This window comes from Haloimpatiens massiliensis, assembly GCF_900184255.1.
In the GTDB taxonomy this organism is placed as follows: Bacteria; Bacillota; Clostridia; order Clostridiales; family Clostridiaceae; genus Haloimpatiens; species Haloimpatiens massiliensis.
In genome coordinates this window covers 751,662-769,069 of record NZ_LT854640.1, presented here as the reverse complement: position 1 = coordinate 769,069, position 17,408 = coordinate 751,662, and the positions used below count along the sequence as shown (strand labels likewise).

Sequence of the window (17,408 nt, the reverse complement as noted above, 5' to 3'; positions counted from 1 at the left end):
ACCATATTTTGTGTTAGAAAGGATATATATATACATTAACCTAGTTTAAATTCTTTATGAAGAGCATTTATTGCATTTTTACAGTTTTTAGATTCCACTAGACACCAAATAGTAGTATGGGAATCTGCAGTTTGAAGAACTTCTATATTTTCCTTTGTTAAAACCTTCAATATTCTAGCCATAACACCAGGTATTCCCCTCATTCTAGAACCTATAATAGAAATTTTGCTACAATTTTCGATACTTGAATAGGATAAATGTAACTTTTCCATTAAGCTATTAAATTTACCCATGTCTTCTTCATTTATAGTAAATACCGTTTCCTTTGGGAATATGTTTATAAGATCTATACTTATAGAATTATTTGATAGTATATCAAAAATGTTATTATAGTCTTTTTCTTCATTAAATTTAACTCTTACTTGAATTCTGTTATCCATAGATGTAATTCCTGTAATAATATTATTGGAGTTTGAATTTCCAAAAACATTTATCACAGTACCTTCGCTATCATTTAAAGTATTTTTTATAACTAAAGGAATATTTCCCTTCATAGCCACATCTACAGCCCTAGGATGTATTACTTTTGCTCCTTGATCCGCAAATTGAAAAACTTCATTATAACTTATCTCTTTTATTAAAGCGGCGTCTGAAACCACTCTTGGATCTGCGGTCATAATTCCATCTACATCCTTATAAATTTCTATTTTTTCAGCTTTTAAAGCAACTCCAAGAATAGCAGCAGTAAAATCGCTAGCACCTCTTCCAAGAGTAGTTACATATCCATCTCTTGTTTTTCCTTGAAATCCTGCTATAATTGGTATTTTTCCTTCTTGTAATACATTTATTATGTTTTCTATGTTTGTTTCTTGTACTTCTGCATTTCCATGTTTTTCATCAGTTATTATTCCTGCCTGACCGCCAGTTAATGGTACAGAGAAAATGTTTTTCTTATTAAATTCATAACTCATGACAACAGTACTTATAACTTCGCCACAACTCATAAGTAAATCTGTCCCTAAAGGATTGTTTATCTTAAAATCACTGTCAATTAAAGATAATAATGTATCTGTAGCATAAGGTTCGCCTTTTCTTCCCATAGCAGATACAACAACAACTGGACTATACCCTAAACTTTTAGCCTGCATAACCTTATCAATAACTAATAATCTTTTTTCATGTGTTGATACAGAAGTTCCTCCAAATTTTTGAACAATTATTTTCATTTTCATCCTCCACTACACACCAGTTTTTTTCATTAGTCTATCGTCTATATCTATTATAATAGTTTTAGAACCTATTTTTTTTATATATTCCCAAGGCACTTCACTAAACGTATTGTTACTAAAAAAAGAGAATCTATTCTTAGGTTCATTTAAAATTAAACATTTAAATTCGCCTTTTTCATCAATTACAATATCATTATCACATAAATATCCATGCTTGTCACCATCATTTATATTTATTATTTCAAAATGATCCATTGAACTAAATAACCTTATGTTATCTTCCATAAAAATCCCTCCCAAAATACCTTTCATAAAAATACTATGAAAAGGCTTATTGGAATATTACAGATTCTTAATTATTTCATCTATGCTAGAAACATCGCCTACAAATGATGAGTTTACAATACTCTTTTTAAAAGTACAATTCATAGTATTACTTATCTGTTCCATAGATATTTTATCTATTTTGCTTAAAATTTCCTCAGGAGTTTTAATTTTATTTTGGAACAATGCAGATTTACCATTAGAAAACATTCTACTGCTAGTGCTTTCTAAGCCCAGTATATAGCTTCCTTTCAATTGTTCCTTGGCATTATAAAGTTGTTCTTCATTTATACCTTTTTCTATAAAGTTTTTTATTTCTTCCTTTATAGCATTTATTGCTTTTACAGCTCCAGAAGGATTTAATCCAACATATATGTTTATAATTCCAGTATTTTTCATAGAAGACATACCACAATATACAGAGTAGCAAATTCCCATTTCTTCTCTCAATTTTTGAAATAGTATAGAAGAGGCTCCACCACCAAATATATTACTTAGGATTATTAAAGGGTATATTTTATCGTTGCCCATTTCTATTCCCGGTATACCTAAGCTTATATGTAATTGCTCAATTTGTTTCTTCTTATATAAATTATTTTTTAAAATTAATGGGTTAGAGTAACTAGTTATTACTTTTTTACTTTCATTAACATGCCAATGGCCGAAATATTCCCCTACTAAGCTTTCAATAATATCTACATTAAAATTGCCGCATATAGATATTACAGAATTCTCAGGTATATAATATTTACACATATACTCTTTTAATTTTTCACTGTTAAACTGCTCCAAACTTTCCTTAGTACCTAATATAGGAAGAGATAAAGAATCATCACCCCAAATAGCTTTGCTGTGTAAATCTATCAGAACATCTTCTGGTGAATCTTCACTCATATTTATTTCTTCATATATTACATTTTTTTCTTTTTCAATGTCTTTCTCAGATAATTTAGAATTTAGTAGCATATCTGATAATATGTCTAAACATAAATCTAAATGAGTATTTAAACTCTTAGTATAAAAGCAAGTCATTTCTTTGCTGGTAAAAGCATTAATTTGTGCACCAACATTTTCTATAGTTTCAGCAATTTTCTTAGCATCCCTTTTATATGTACCTTTAAACAACATGTGTTCTATAAAATGAGAAATTCCATTAGTTTGTTCCTGTTCGTTTCTTGAACCAGTTTCAATAAAGACTCCTACACTTACGGAACTTACATATGAAATATGTTCTAGCACTATTCTTAAACCATTATGCAATTTAATAAGTTTATACATCTATTTCACCCTTCTATGCCATATAATAAAAAAATAAAAAGGCATTAATGCCCTTCTATTTTTGATCCTCTTTATTTTCAGATTCCTTTATAGCATCTTTTCTAGATAAATTTATTCGTCCTTGTTTATCTATTTCAGTAACTTTTACTAATATTTCATCTCCAATAGATACAATATCTTCAACCTTGTTTATACGTTTAAAGTCTAGTTGAGAAATATGAACTAATCCTTCTTTTCCTGGAAGTATTTCAACAAAAGCTCCAAAGTTAGTTGTTTTTGTTACTTTTCCTAGATATATTTCTCCAATAACAACTTCTCTAGTTACGTTTTCAATCATTTGAATAGCTGCATCAGCACTTACCTTATCACTAGAAAGTATGAATATAGTTCCATCTTCTTTAATATCTATCTTTACTCCAGTTTCACCTATAATCTTATTGATGTTTTCTCCACCTCTACCAATTACGTCTCTTATTTTTTCTGGATTTATTGTCATAGTATAAGCTCTAGGTGCATACTCAGATAATTCTTCTCTTGGTGATGGAATACACTCATTTATTTTACCTAATATATAAAGTCTTGCTTTTTTAGCATCTTCTATAGCCTTTTGAATACAGTTACTTGAAAGTCCTGATATTTTTGTATCTACTTGTATAGCTGTTATACCTTTTTCAGTTCCAGCAACCTTGAAATCCATATCTCCAAAGAAATCTTCCATGCCCTGTATGTCTGTTAAAATTTCTTCATGAGATAAATCTTCACTAGTAATTAAGCCCATTGCAATTCCTGCCGCTGGTCTTTTTATTGGAACACCCGCATCTAAAAGTGCTAGGGTACTTCCACAAACACTAGCTTGTGATGTAGAACCATTAGAACTTAATACCTCAGAAACTAATCTTATTGTATAAGGAAACTTTTCTTCTGACGGAATCAATGGCTCTAATGCTTTTTCAGCTAAAGCACCGTGACCTATCTCTCTTCTTCCTGGTCCCCTCATTGGACCAACTTCTCCTACACTGTAAGATGGAAAATTGTAATGATGCATATATCTTTTGGATTCTTCTGCACCTAAACCATCTATAATTTGAACATCACCTAAAGCACCCAATGTAGCCACTGTTAAAACTTGAGTCAATCCTCTTGTAAATAATCCCGTACCATGTGTTCTAGGAAGTAATCCTACTTCACAACTAATAGGCCTTATTTCATCAAATGCTCTTCCATCAGGTCTTCTGTTTTCATTTAAAAGCATGTTTCTAACTACTTCTTTTTGCATTCTATATACAACATCTGCTATATCTACTAGATTATCTGGATATTTTTCATTAAATTCATCACTTATTTTTTCTTTGATTATATCTAATTTTTCATTTCTTTCATCTTTATCAGTAATGTACATTGTTTCTTTTACCATATCAAAAGCAAAGTCTCTAACTTCTTTTTCAATATTTTCATCAGCTTTAAAACATATAGGCTCTTTCTTTTCTTTACCCATTACTTCCATTAATTTTACTTGAAAATCTGCTATCTTCTTACACTCTTCAAATCCAAACATTATGGCATCATACATAGTGCTTTCTGATATTTCATCTCCACCAGCTTCTATCATCATAACCCTGTTTCTTGTGGCTGAAACTGTTAAATTCAAAGGACTTTTTTCTCTTTCTTCCACTGTAGGATTTATTACAAATTTATCATCTACTATTCCAACTGACACAGTTCCTACAGGTTCTGAATAAGGAATACTAGATAAACATAAAGCAATGGATGCACTGTTAGCAGCTAGTATTTCTGGCAAATTATCCTGTTCTACTGATAAAACTGTACAGACAACTTGAACATCATTTCTATACCCTTTTGGGAATAGTGGTCTAAGAGGTCTATCTATAGCACGAGCTGTAAGTATAGCCTTATCTGATGGTTTACCTTCTCTCTTAATAAATCCTCCAGGTATTTTACCAACGGAATAAAGCCTCTCTTGATATTCTACGCTGAAAGGCAGAAAGTCAATTCCCTCTCTAGGCTTACTTGATGCATTTGCATTAACTAAAATAGCTGTATCACCATATTTAACCAAAACTGCTGCATTAGATAACATACCAATTTTGCCAAATTCTACTGATAATTTTCTACCTGCAACTGTTGTTTCACATACATTATTCATAATATGTACCTCCTTTCAATACTAATAATATTATATCCCATGTATTGAATTTTATTTTTCACTATATAAATAGAGCGGATAAACCGCTCTATTTTACTTTCTTAAATGTAATTCTGCTAAAATCTTACGATATCTTTCAATATCACGTTCTTTTAAGTAGCTTAAAAGACCTTTTCTTTTACCAACCATCATTAAAAGACCTCTTCTTGAGTGGTGGTCTTTTTTATGAGACTTTAAGTGTTCATTTAAGTGGTTGATTCTTTCAGTTAGTAATGCTATTTGCACTTCTGGAGAACCAGTATCTCCTTCATGAGCAGCAAATTTTTCGATTATTTCTAATTTTTTAGCCTTATCCATTATTGTACACCTCCAATTGTTAATCCCCACTAATCCATGAATAACGTCGGCAATGCATTATTCATAGGTTATGGTTCACTATGTAATTATAACAAATATATTTTATATTGTAAATTAATTTTTCTAAATTTTTCATTTAAATTACTGTTTATATGCAAATATTTTGTCTCTATTTAATTGCTCCATAAGTCCATATACACTGTTAAATTTAACTTCATCTCTGATTCTTTTTATGAAACTAATTTTTATTTCTTTTCCATATATATTTTCTTTGAAGTCAAGTATATGAGTTTCAATGGTAAAATTTTCACCATCTACAGTAGGACTATATCCTACATTGGTTATACCTTTATAACTTTCATTTTGATACTGTACTTTTGTATAATAAACTCCTACCTTAGGAACTATCAAGTTTTCATTAAAACTTATATTTGCAGTAGGAAATCCTATTTTATTTCCTAATCTTTTACCTTTAACCACTTTACCTGCTAAAGTTAAATTAGAATAAAGTAGCTTATTAGCTTTTTCTATATCACCATTAAATATTAAATTTCTTATATATGTACTACTTACTACATGTTCATCTATTTTTATAGGCTCAATTACATTTAATTCAAATCCCATTTCAGTGCTTAATTTCTTTAGTATCTCTATATTACCTGAATTCTTTTTTCCAAATCTAAAATTAAAACCTACAGTAACTCCCTTAACGTTATAGTGATTTATAAGCAATTCAATAAATTTTTCTGGCTCCATATTCATACATTCTTCATCAAATGGAACAAAATTTACTAAATCTACACCTATTTCATCAAGATAACTAATTTTTGTATCATTATCAATTATAATTTTGGGTGTTAAATCTTTATTTATTATACTTAATGGATGTTTTTTAAAAGTATAAACCATAGATTTAATATTATTCTTTTTTGCACTGTTTATAGTTTTATTTATTAATTCCATATGTCCTATATGCAAACCGTCAAAATTACCTAGTGCCACATATGTTTTGTATGGTAAAACAATTTCGAACTTATCTTCCATAACTATCATAAAAATTACCTCTATTTTATTATATATAGGTTAAGACAATAATTTGGATATTTTCAAACCATTAACTGTCCTAATTCCAATCCCCATAAAAGTTTTCTCATCATATATTCTGTACATCTGATCTAAAGGAATATCTCCTATGAGATATTTATTTTTTACTTGAACGCCGTTTCTTAATAAAGTAGCTGTATTTTCTTTTACCACTAACTTAGGATACTTATTCAAAGCATCTTCTATTGAAATACAGTAATCTTCTACATTATTTGAATCTAACGTTGAAAGAAGTTGAGAATTTTCCTTTTTAAAAGGTCCATTTTCTGTCCTTTCAAGCTCCCACATAGTAGCTCCTAAACTTAAGGATTTACCTATATCATAGCAAAGACTTCTTATATAAGTTCCCTTGGAACATGCAACTTTAAATTTTACATAAGGTATATCAATATCTAAAATCTCTATACTATCAATATTTATTTTTCTAGCATTTCTTTCTATCTCGATACCTTCACGCGCTAATTCATAAAGTCTTTTGCCACCAACCTTTAATGCAGAGTACATAGGTGGTATTTGATCTATTTCGCCTACAAAAGAGTTTATTACTTCTCTTACTCTTTCCTCACTTATGTTCTCTATGTTTTTTTCTTCTATAATTCTTCCTTCTCTATCATAAGTATCTGTAATTACACCTAATTTTAATTTAGTTATATATACTTTATGATTTTCCATTATATACTCTATAATTTTAGTACCCTTGCCTAGACATACTGGAAGTATGCCAGAGGCCATAGGGTCTAATGTTCCTGCATGACCAACTTTTTTTTCGCCAGTTATTTTTCTTATAGACTTTACAACATCAAAAGAAGTAATACCCTCTGGTTTATATATATTTAATACACCATTCATACTTATCTCAACTCTTTTTCTATTACTTTTATAATAGTTTCTTCAGCTTTATCCATAGGTAATTCTAAAAACATCCCTGCAGCCCTTGTATGTCCTCCACCCTTGTACATTTCAGCTATTCTTCTAACATCCACTTTATTTTTAGATCTTAAACTTATTTTAGTACCATTATTCCATTCCTTTAAAAGTGCGACCACTTCAACAGTGTCTATATTGGTGCCAAAGGATATAGCATCACCTGTATCATCAGATTCTACACCTATGGAATCTAACATATCTTTTGTTACTTTCATTATGCACAACTTACCATTGGAAATCACATTCATATTTTCAATGATTTTTCCATATAATTTAATTTTATTCAAAGGCTTATTTTCAAAAACCTTTCTATGGATTTCACTAAAATCTATACCTATATCAATAAGTTCTCCAGCAATAGCATGAGTAGTTGAAGTGGTACCTGAATGTTTAAAAGAACCACTGTCAGTTATTAGTGAAGTATATAGACATGTTGCAATATCCATATCTATAGATATATCCATTTTGTTCATAATTTCATATATAATTTCGGCCACAGCTATAGCATCCGTGTTCACATAGTTATAATCTCCATACATCTCATTTGATAGATGGTGATCTATATTTACTAATATATAATCTTTATTTTCTAAGTTTAGATTTTCAACATTTATTCTCTTAACATCTCCACAATCAACCACCAATACACAATCAGTATTTTTGGGTATAATTCTATTTTCACCATTTATTTCCTTTGAATAAGGCAAAAATTGGAGATACTTAGGTGTACTATCCTTAGAAATTATTTTTACATGTTTATGGAGCTTCTTTAGTCCTTGCATAAGAGCTAAAGAAGTTCCAATAGAATCACCATCAGGTGACTCATGAAAAGTTATAACTATATTTTCACTTTCACTAATTTTTTTCAATATTTCATTCATTATCATTTTGACCCTTCTCCTTTATTTTTTCTAAAAGAGAGTCTATATGCATTCCATGTTCTATGCTATTATCCATCTCTAATATTATTTCAGGAGTATGTCTTAAATTAACTCTTCTACCTATTTCTCTTCTTATAAATCCTGAGGAATTTTTTAATATTTCTAGTGTTTCTTCTTTTTCAGAGTGATTTCCAAATATACTTACATACACTTTAGCATAGTGTAAATCTTTAGTAACATTTACATCCGTAACACTTATCATAGTATTTACTCTAGGATCTTTTATATCATTTTGAATTATGGAGCTAATTTCTCTTTTTAATTCCTCATTTATTCTTCCGCCTCTATATTTTCCCATTAATATCACTCCTTTTTAGTAAGGGACATTATAAGGTTTGAGGTTTAATCTCTTCAATTATATAAGCTTCTAGTAAATCTCCTTCTTTAATATCATTGAAGTTTTCTACCATTATACCACATTCATATCCTGTTGCCGCTTCTTTTACATCGTCCTTGAATCTCTTTAAAGAGGCAATTTCTGACTCAAATATTACAATACCATCCCTTATAATTCTTAATTTACTATTTCTAGTTATTTTTCCGTTTTGAACATAACATCCTGCTACAGTTCCTACATTTGATACTTTATAAGTCTGCCTAACTTCTGCAGTTCCTAAAACCACTTCTTTATATTCTGGTTCTAAAAGACCTACCATTGCCTTCTTAATATCTTCTATTGCATCATATATAACTCTGTATGTTTTAATGTCTACATTTTCTTTTTCAGCTAATTCTGAAGTTTTAGCATCTGGTCTTACATTAAATCCTATTATTATAGCTGTAGATGCTGTGGCTAATATAACATCTGTTTCATTTATAGCACCTACACCGCCATGTATTACCCTAACTTTTACGGACTCTGTAGATAATTTTTCAAAAGACTGTTTTACTGCCTCAACGGAACCTTGAACATCAGCCTTAACTATTATATCAAGTTCTCTAACAGTTCCTTCTTGTATTTGGTTATACAAATCTTCTAGTGAAACTTTATGTGAAGAATGAAGTCTTTGTTCTCTTAATTTTTCTTTTCTCTTATCAGCCATAATTCTAGCAGTTTTTTCATCTTTAACCACGTTGAATTTGTCTCCTGCTTCAGGAACTTCAGATAATCCTAATATTTCTACTGGTATAGATGGACCTGCTGATTTTATTTTTTTACCTTTATCATCAAACATAGCTCTTATTCTTCCATAAGTAGAACCAACTATTATAGAATCACCTGTTTCTAAAGTACCATTTTGAACTAATAGTGTAGCTACAGGACCTCTGCCTTTATCTAATTTTGCTTCTACAACAGTTCCTTTACCACTTCTTTTTGCATCTGCTTTTAATTCTAGCATTTCTGATGTTAAAACTACCATTTCTAAAAGTTCATCTATACCATCTTTAGTATGAGCTGATACTGGAACACAAATAGTATTTCCGCCCCAGTCTTCTGGTATAAGATCATATTCAGTTAATTCCTGTTTTACTCTATCTGGGTTTGCTGAAACCTTATCCATTTTGTTGATAGCTACAATTATTGGAACATTAGCTGCCTTACAGTGACTTATAGCTTCTTTAGTTTGAGGCATTATTCCATCATCTGCCGCTACTACTAATATTACTATATCAGTAACTTGAGCTCCTCTAGCTCTCATAGAAGTAAAAGCTTCATGGCCTGGTGTATCTAAGAAAGTAATTTTTTCATCATTTATTTGAACTGTATAAGCACCTATGTGTTGGGTAATTCCGCCTGCTTCAGTAGTTGTTACTTTACTCTTTCTTATAGCATCTAATAATGAAGTCTTACCATGGTCCACGTGACCCATTACTGTAACTATTGGAGGTCTTTTTTCTTGACCTTCATTATCTTCCTCTTCCATTTCTGTTTCTTCTAACTCTTCTTCATTAATGCCCTCTTCTTTTTGAGCAACTAATGCATTATATTTTTCTGCAAGTTTCTCTGCAGTGTTTACATCTATTTCTTGGTTAACTGAAGCCATAACACCTAAAAGCATTAATTGTTTTATAACTTCTGCATAAGGTTTTTTAAGTTGATCTGAAAGATCTTTAACTGTGATAGTTTCTTCCATCTCAATTATTATTTCTTCATCATTTGATTCTTCTTTAGATGCACCAGTTTGTTTTTTTTCAGTTTGTGGTTTATTTGCCTTTTTTGTACCCTTAGAAGAAGTATTTACTTTTTTACTCTCATTTGAACTTACAACTTTTTCTTCTTCCGTATCATTTTTTTCTTCATAAAGTTCTTTGATTAAATCCGCATCTTCCGATTCAATAACACTCATATGATTTTTAGCTTTTATTCCAAATTCTTCGAATAAAACGCTAATTAACTCTTTGCTAGAAACTCCTAGTTCCTTTGCTAATTCATATATTCTAACTTTTGTCATAAATGTTCACCCCCGTATTATTAATTATTAAATTCTTTGTGTAAAGAAATTAATTTTTCGGTCATTTTTTCGTTTGCAATTCCAAGTACATTCAATCCTTCTTTTCCAAGTACTGTACTTAAACCTTCACTAGAGATACCTTCTATTAAAGGCACATTATATCTTGTGCAATAATTTTTAAACTTATTTTTAGTATTATCCGAGCATTCTCTAGATAATACTATTAGGCATACTTTAGCTTTTTTTATAGCATCTTCACATTTATTATATCCTATAATCAAATTACCAGATTTCTTAACTATGCCTAAAAACTGAAAAAATCTATTTACCATTAGCTACCTCTTCTTTTAGTTTATCATAAATTTCTTCTGCTATCTTAGAATTAAGATTTTTTTCTAACCTTTTTGTTTTAAAGGCTTTTTCTAAGCAAGCAACATCTTTACAGATATAAGCTCCTCTGCCTGGTTTTTTACCAGTTAAATCTACAGATATCTCACCTTCATTATTTTTTACAATTCTTATTAATTCTTTTTTAGATTTCATCTCCGTGCATCCTGTGCACATTCTTTGTGGTATTTTTTTAACCTTCATAAGTAACCACCTACTCCTCGCTTACATTTGTTTCCTCTTGTTCTTTTGCCTGTGACTGACTCTTGATGTCTATTTTCCAACCAGTTAATTTAGCAGCTAATCTAACATTTTGACCTTCCTTGCCTATAGCTAGAGAAAGTTGATCATCTTTTACTACTACTTTTGCTGATTTATTATCCTCATCTACTTCAACACTTATTACCTTAGCAGGACTTAAAGAGTTACATATATATTCTTCAGGTAATTTGCTCCATTTTATTATATCAATTTTTTCATTATTAAGTTCATTTACTATATTTTGAACTCTTATTCCCTTAGGTCCAACACAAGCTCCCATAGCATCTATATTATCATCATTAGAATATACAGCTATTTTTGTTCTTGAACCAGCTTCTCTTGAAATACTCTTTATCTCAACAGTACCATCATAAATCTCAGGAACTTCCAGTTCAAATAATCTTTTGATAAGTCCTGGGTGTGTTCTAGAAACTACTACTTGAGCTCCTTTAGTTGTATTTTTTACTTCTACTATGTATAATTTTAATTTTTCATTAAAATTATACTGTTCGCCTGAAATTTGTTCATTTGGAGTTAATATAGCTTCAATTTTTCCAAGATTAACAAAAACATTTCCTCTATCTTTTCTTATGACAGTTCCAGTCATTATGTCAAATTCCTTAGTTATAAACTCATTGTATATTATATTTCTTTCTGCTTCCTTAATTCTTTGTATAACTACTTGTTTTGCTGATTGAGCTGCCACTCTTCCAAATTTCTTAGGAGTAACTTCTAATTCTACTATATCTCCTAGTTGATATTTTGGATCTATTTCTTTTGCTTCCTCTAGTGATATTTCACATACAGGATCTTCTACCTCCTCAGCTACATCTCTTTGAGAATACACATGTATATCTCCTGTAACTCTATTCATTTCAACCCTAACATTTGAATTATTACTTCCATAATTCTTCTTGTAAGCCAATACCAATGCATCCTCTATTGTTGAAAAGATTAAATTTTGGTCTATTCCTTTTTCCTTCACTATTTCTTTTAATGATTCTATAAATTCCTCATTCATTTCTTTTTACCCTCCTTATATCTCCCCATTTAAATTTATAGCCTTTATTCTTTCTCTAGGAATAGAAATTTCTTCCCCTTCCTTTGTAATTATAATTTCGGAATCATTAAAATCCTTCAAAGCTCCAATAATTTTTTTGTTACCATTAAATAATTTATTTAATCTTATAGTAATAGAATTCCCTATATATTTATTTAAATGTTCTTCAGTATATAATTCTCTTTCTATTCCTGGTGATGATACCTCTAAATAATAACTATAGGGTATTGGGTCTTCTAAATCCAACATATCACTAATTTGTCTACTAACTTTTTCGCAATCATTTAATCCTATACCATCTTCATGATCTATATATATCCTAAGAAAGTTCTCACCTTGTTCTTTTACGAATTCTATATGATATAATTGGTATCCACATCTTGATACTATTGGTTCTATAAGCTCGTTCATCTTAATTATTAACTCACTATTTTTCATTAGGCATACCTCCTTATCTGCTTTATTAATATTTTATCTATTTTTAAATAAAATATTATTAAAACGCAACAATTGCTGCGTTTTGATTAAATAGAAAGAGCGGGCTTATTGCCCACTCCTTTCGTTTAGAAATTATAATAAATAATTACACTATTTTCATTTTATCATATTAATTTGTGCATTTCAAGTAAAGGATTGAATATTATTTAAAATAGTGACAATTGATTAGTATCTGGCATTCCTCCAAGACAACCATGATTGTCTAAAGTTTCTATAACAGTTTTTGATACTTTTGCTCTAATTCTCAAGTCTTCCTTAGAAATAAACTCCCCTTCTTCTCTACAAGAGACTATATTTTTAGCTGCATTTTCACCTACTCCTGCCAAAGCACTAATAGGAGGACGTATACCTTCATCTTCAATTAAAAATTTTGTAGCATGCGACTTATATAGATGTACTCTTAAAAATTTTATACCTCTCTTATACATCTCATAAGAAATTTCTAAAATGGTAAGGAGTCCTTTATCCTTTTGAGTCATATCATTTCCTAATTTGTTCAATTCCTCAATTTTTAATTTTATTATATCTTCACCTTTTACTATTAAATCCGCATCAAAATCATCTGCTCTAACTGTAAAATACGTTGCATAATAGGCAGTAGGATAGTATACCTTAAAATATGCTATTCTTACAGCCATCATAACATAAGCCACTGCGTGACCCTTAGGAAACATGTATTTTATTTTTTTACAAGAATCTATATACCAATCTGGTACATCATGTTCTCTCATTAAATTTTCATGTTCTTCTATAAGTCCTTTTCCCTTTCTTACCTTTTCCATTATGGTAAAGGCCTCTTTTGGTGGTAAGCCTTTATGCAATAAGTAAACCATAATGTCATCTCTTGTAGCTATACAATCTTTTAGTGTAGTATATCCTTCTTTTATATAATACTGAGCATTGTTTATCCATACATCGGTTCCGTGGGATAAACCAGATATTCTAACTAAATCAGAAAATGTTTTAGGTTGTGTATCTACAAGCATTTGTCTTACAAACTTTGTTCCAAACTCAGGTAAACCATAACTTCCAACTTCACATCCCAGCTCTTCTTCTGTTAATCCAAGAGCTTCAGGAGAAGTAAATAAACTCATTACTTTAGGATCACCTAAAGGTACAGTTCTTGGATCTATTCCTGTTAAATCCTTAAGCATTCTGAGTACGGTAGGATCATCATGCCCCAGTATATCTAGCTTTAAAAGTCTACCACTTATAGAATGATAATCAAAGTGAGTAGTTATTATATCTGAATTTGGATCATCTGCTGGGTGCTGTATAGGACAAAAATTATATATTTCATTATCTGCCGGCACAACCATTATTCCACCAGGATGCTGCCCTGATGTTCTTTTAATTCCAGTGCACCCTTGAGTTAGTCTTTCTACTTCTGCATTAGGAACTCGCATATTTCTTTCACTTACATATTTTTTAACAAATCCATAAGCAGTTTTGTCAGCTATAGTACCTATGGTACCCGCTTTAAAAGTATGTCCTTTACCAAATAATACTTCTGTGTATTTATGAATATCTCCTTGATTATCTCCAGAGAAGTTTAAATCTATGTCCGGTTCTTTATCTCCATTAAATCCTAAAAATGTTTCAAATGGTATGTCATGACCATCTTTTATAAGTTTTTCTCCACACTTAGGACATACCTCATCTGGTAAGTCAAATCCAGAACTTACACTTCCATCTCTAAAGAAATGACTATATTTGCACTTAGGACATACATAGTGTGGTGGAAGACCATTTACTTCTGTTATACCACTCATGGTTGCAACAAATGAAGAGCCAACAGATCCTCTAGAACCAACCAAATATCCATCACTTAGAGATTTAGCTACAAGTTTTTGAGCTATTAGATATAAAACCGCATATCCATTATTAATTATTGAACTCAACTCCTTATGCAGCCTTTCTTCAACTACTTCTGGAAGAGACTCTCCATATATTTCATGAGCCTTTTTAATAGTCATTTGTCTTATCTCTTCTTCAGAACCTTCTATTTTAGGAGGAAAAGTTTCATCTGGTATAGGTTTTACCTGTTCAATTTCATTTGCAACTTTTTTAGTATTATAAATGACAACTTCTTTAGCCACTTCTTCCCCTAAATAACTAAATTCCTCTAACATATCCTGTGTAGTTCTAAAATACAGTGGTGCTTGATCATCCGCATCATCAAAACCCTGACCTGCCATAAGTATTCTTCTAAAAACTTCATCCTTAGGATCCATAAAATGCACATCACAAGTAGCTACTACTGGTTTATTATATTTTTTACCTAAATTATATATCTTTTCATTTATAGATTTTAATTCGTCTGTATTTTTTACTGTTCCATTTCTAACCATGAACATATTGTTTCCTACAGGCTGAATCTCTAGATAATCGTAGAACTTTATAAGTTCTTCTAGTTCTGCATCAGAATTCCCCTGAAGTATTGCCTTATATATTTGTCCTGCTTCACATGCAGAGCCTATTATTAATCCCTCTTTGTACTGTTCTATTAAACTTTTAGGCATTCTAGGCCTTCTATGAAAATGCTCTAAGTGTGAATATGATATTAATTTATACAGATTTTTAATTCCAATTTGATTTTTAGCTAAAATTATTAAGTGATATGTAGGTGCCTTTTTTATATCAAAGTTACCTATATATTCTTTATTCAATTTTTCTAATGAATAAATTTCTTTATCTTTTAATATTCTAAAGCACTCTAATAATATATCACCTGTTGCTTTTGCATCATCCACTGCTCTGTGATGATTTTCTAAAGAAATATTCAAATGTTTTGCTACAGTATCTAATTTGTATCTCTTTAGCTGTGGAAATAAGTATTTACATAATGGAATTGTATCCATTACTGCATTATTAAAATTTATATTTAAATCATTGCAATTTTTCTTTATAAAGCTAGTATCAAAACCTGCATTGTGGGCTACTATTATTGAATCTCCAATAAACTCCATAAATTTAGGCAAAATAACCTCTATGGTTTCTGCATTTTTAACATCCCCATTAGTTATTCCAGTTAATTCCATTATTTTGGATGGTATATCCATCTGAGGATTTACAAATTCATTAAAAGAGTCAATAAGCTTACCATTTCTTATTTTAACAGCACCTATTTCAATAATCTTGTCATTATTACTAGAAAATCCTGTAGTTTCAATATCAAAAACTACAAATTCATCCTCTATATTTTCATTACCTTTAGCTCCTATAACTATAGGCACACCATCGTCTACTAGATAAGCTTCCACCCCATAAATTACTTTTATGCCGTACTTTTTAGAAGCGTCCATAGCTTCTGGATAAGCTTGAACCACTCCATGGTCAGTGATAGCAATAGCTTCATGCCCCCATTTTGCAGCCCTTTGTATTAATTTTGATGCAGATGAAATACCATCCATAGAACTCATTACAGTATGTAAATGTAGTTCAACCCTTTTTTCTTCACAAGTATCCATCTTATTTATTTTAAGGGCTTTGTTTACACTTCTTCCTAACACTAAAACTTCTTTATAATAGGTATCAAATATTACCTCTCCGAAAACTTTGCAATGCAATCCCTCTTTAATTTCTTCAAGTGCAGTTTCAGCCTCTTTAGGTTTTAAAAACATTTTTACGGCAATAGAACTGGTGTAATCTGTAATATAAAATAGAACTATTTTCTTTCCATTTCTCGCTTCTGTAACTTTAAGTTTAAATATATCACCTTCAATAGCTACATAACCAGAGGTTTCCGTGAGCTCTGATATTTTAACAATATCTTCACTATTAATTTTCTTTCCTATTATTACATTTTCATCTACAATCCCCTTAGAATTCTTTCTATATTCACTATTATAGTGATATTTAGAATTACCATTTTTGCTATTTTCTTTTTTCTCACTACTACTGTTTCTTACTTCTTTTATTTCTTTTAGAACCTCTTTAATTAAACTTTCTTCTTCCTTTTCTTTATCTTTAACATAATTGTTTTGAACTAAATTTTTATTAAATAAAATCTTTACTCTACATTTTAGAGAAAACATATCTAATATACAATTTTGAATTAAAGTTTCTACTTTTCTGTTTTTTAGAAGTAAACACATGAATTCATTTCCCCATTGAATATTTAGCAAATCTTCTTTTACTTCTCTTTTGCAATCATTTAAGCATTGTTTTGCAATAGGCATGTAATTTATTACTGCAGCACACAATTCTTCCCAATGCTTCTCACATACCTCTTTTAAAGTAATATTACTAATATCTTTATAACATATAATGTGGATGTCATTAAAATATTTCAATCTTTTACCTATTATTCCACCCAAGGTTTCTTTACACTGTTCACTTATATTATTAGGAGTTTTTATTATTACGTTTAATTTGCCACTTTTCTTAAAATACTGTATCCTAACTAATTTTATATCTTTTACTGCTAGTTCTTCTTTTTCAATATCATCTTTCAATAGCTCTACTAGGCTGCTTTCCATTTAA

Annotated in this window: 15 protein-coding genes; all 15 read right to left on the bottom strand. The window is 30.1% G+C overall.

Annotated features, from left to right (window positions below):
• Nucleotides 1-35 precede the first annotated feature (35 nt).
• Nucleotides 36-1,226, bottom strand: a complete 1,191-nt coding sequence (gene dapG / locus C1715_RS11800; protein ID WP_102400686.1) for an aspartate kinase — start codon at nt 1,224-1,226, stop codon at nt 36-38.
• Nucleotides 1,227-1,238: 12 nt separating this feature from the next.
• A complete protein-coding gene (locus C1715_RS11795; protein WP_102400685.1) occupies nt 1,239-1,514 on the bottom strand; it encodes a YlmC/YmxH family sporulation protein in 276 nt (91 codons plus the stop codon).
• A 57-nt stretch (nt 1,515-1,571) separates the two neighbouring features.
• On the bottom strand, nt 1,572-2,831 hold the full coding sequence (locus tag C1715_RS11790) for a M16 family metallopeptidase (protein ID WP_102400684.1): 1,260 nt from the start codon (nt 2,829-2,831) through the stop codon (nt 1,572-1,574).
• Between the two features lie 55 nt (nt 2,832-2,886).
• Nucleotides 2,887-4,995, bottom strand: coding sequence for a polyribonucleotide nucleotidyltransferase (locus C1715_RS11785; RefSeq protein ID WP_102400683.1), 2,109 nt, complete (start codon nt 4,993-4,995; stop codon nt 2,887-2,889).
• Between the two features lie 93 nt (nt 4,996-5,088).
• A complete protein-coding gene (gene rpsO / locus C1715_RS11780) occupies nt 5,089-5,352 on the bottom strand; it encodes a 30S ribosomal protein S15 (protein ID WP_035290605.1) in 264 nt (87 codons plus the stop codon).
• A 141-nt stretch (nt 5,353-5,493) separates the two neighbouring features.
• On the bottom strand, nt 5,494-6,405 hold the full coding sequence (locus C1715_RS11775) for a bifunctional riboflavin kinase/FAD synthetase (RefSeq protein WP_102400682.1): 912 nt from the start codon (nt 6,403-6,405) through the stop codon (nt 5,494-5,496).
• Nucleotides 6,406-6,435: 30 nt separating this feature from the next.
• The gene (gene truB / locus C1715_RS11770) at nt 6,436-7,305 is read right to left on the bottom strand and encodes a tRNA pseudouridine(55) synthase TruB (RefSeq protein WP_102400681.1); all 870 of its coding nucleotides are present in this window, start codon (nt 7,303-7,305) and stop codon (nt 6,436-6,438) included.
• A gap of 2 nt (nt 7,306-7,307) precedes the next feature.
• The gene (locus C1715_RS11765; RefSeq protein WP_102400680.1) at nt 7,308-8,270 is read right to left on the bottom strand and encodes a DHH family phosphoesterase; all 963 of its coding nucleotides are present in this window, start codon (nt 8,268-8,270) and stop codon (nt 7,308-7,310) included.
• Nucleotides 8,257-8,622, bottom strand: coding sequence for a 30S ribosome-binding factor RbfA (gene rbfA / locus C1715_RS11760; RefSeq protein WP_102400679.1), 366 nt, complete (start codon nt 8,620-8,622; stop codon nt 8,257-8,259). The genes C1715_RS11765 and rbfA overlap by 14 nt, the downstream gene beginning before the upstream one ends.
• 28 nt (nt 8,623-8,650) lie before the next feature.
• The gene (gene infB, locus C1715_RS11755; protein ID WP_102400678.1) at nt 8,651-10,717 is read right to left on the bottom strand and encodes a translation initiation factor IF-2; all 2,067 of its coding nucleotides are present in this window, start codon (nt 10,715-10,717) and stop codon (nt 8,651-8,653) included.
• Nucleotides 10,718-10,737: 20 nt separating this feature from the next.
• On the bottom strand, nt 10,738-11,049 hold the full coding sequence (locus C1715_RS11750; RefSeq protein ID WP_102400677.1) for a ribosomal L7Ae/L30e/S12e/Gadd45 family protein: 312 nt from the start codon (nt 11,047-11,049) through the stop codon (nt 10,738-10,740).
• Nucleotides 11,039-11,308, bottom strand: a complete 270-nt coding sequence (gene rnpM / locus C1715_RS11745) for an RNase P modulator RnpM (protein WP_102400676.1) — start codon at nt 11,306-11,308, stop codon at nt 11,039-11,041. Before rnpM ends, C1715_RS11750 begins: the two co-directional genes overlap by 11 nt.
• Nucleotides 11,309-11,318: 10 nt before the next feature.
• Nucleotides 11,319-12,386, bottom strand: a complete 1,068-nt coding sequence (gene nusA / locus C1715_RS11740) for a transcription termination factor NusA (protein WP_102400675.1) — start codon at nt 12,384-12,386, stop codon at nt 11,319-11,321.
• A 15-nt stretch (nt 12,387-12,401) separates the two neighbouring features.
• Nucleotides 12,402-12,863 carry a ribosome maturation factor RimP gene (gene rimP, locus C1715_RS11735; protein ID WP_102400674.1) on the bottom strand — a complete coding sequence of 154 codons (462 nt, stop codon included), beginning with the start codon at nt 12,861-12,863 and terminating at the stop codon, nt 12,402-12,404.
• A 206-nt stretch (nt 12,864-13,069) separates the two neighbouring features.
• On the bottom strand, nt 13,070-17,404 hold the full coding sequence (locus tag C1715_RS11730; protein ID WP_102400673.1) for a PolC-type DNA polymerase III: 4,335 nt from the start codon (nt 17,402-17,404) through the stop codon (nt 13,070-13,072).
• Between the last annotated feature and the right edge of the window lie 4 nt (nt 17,405-17,408).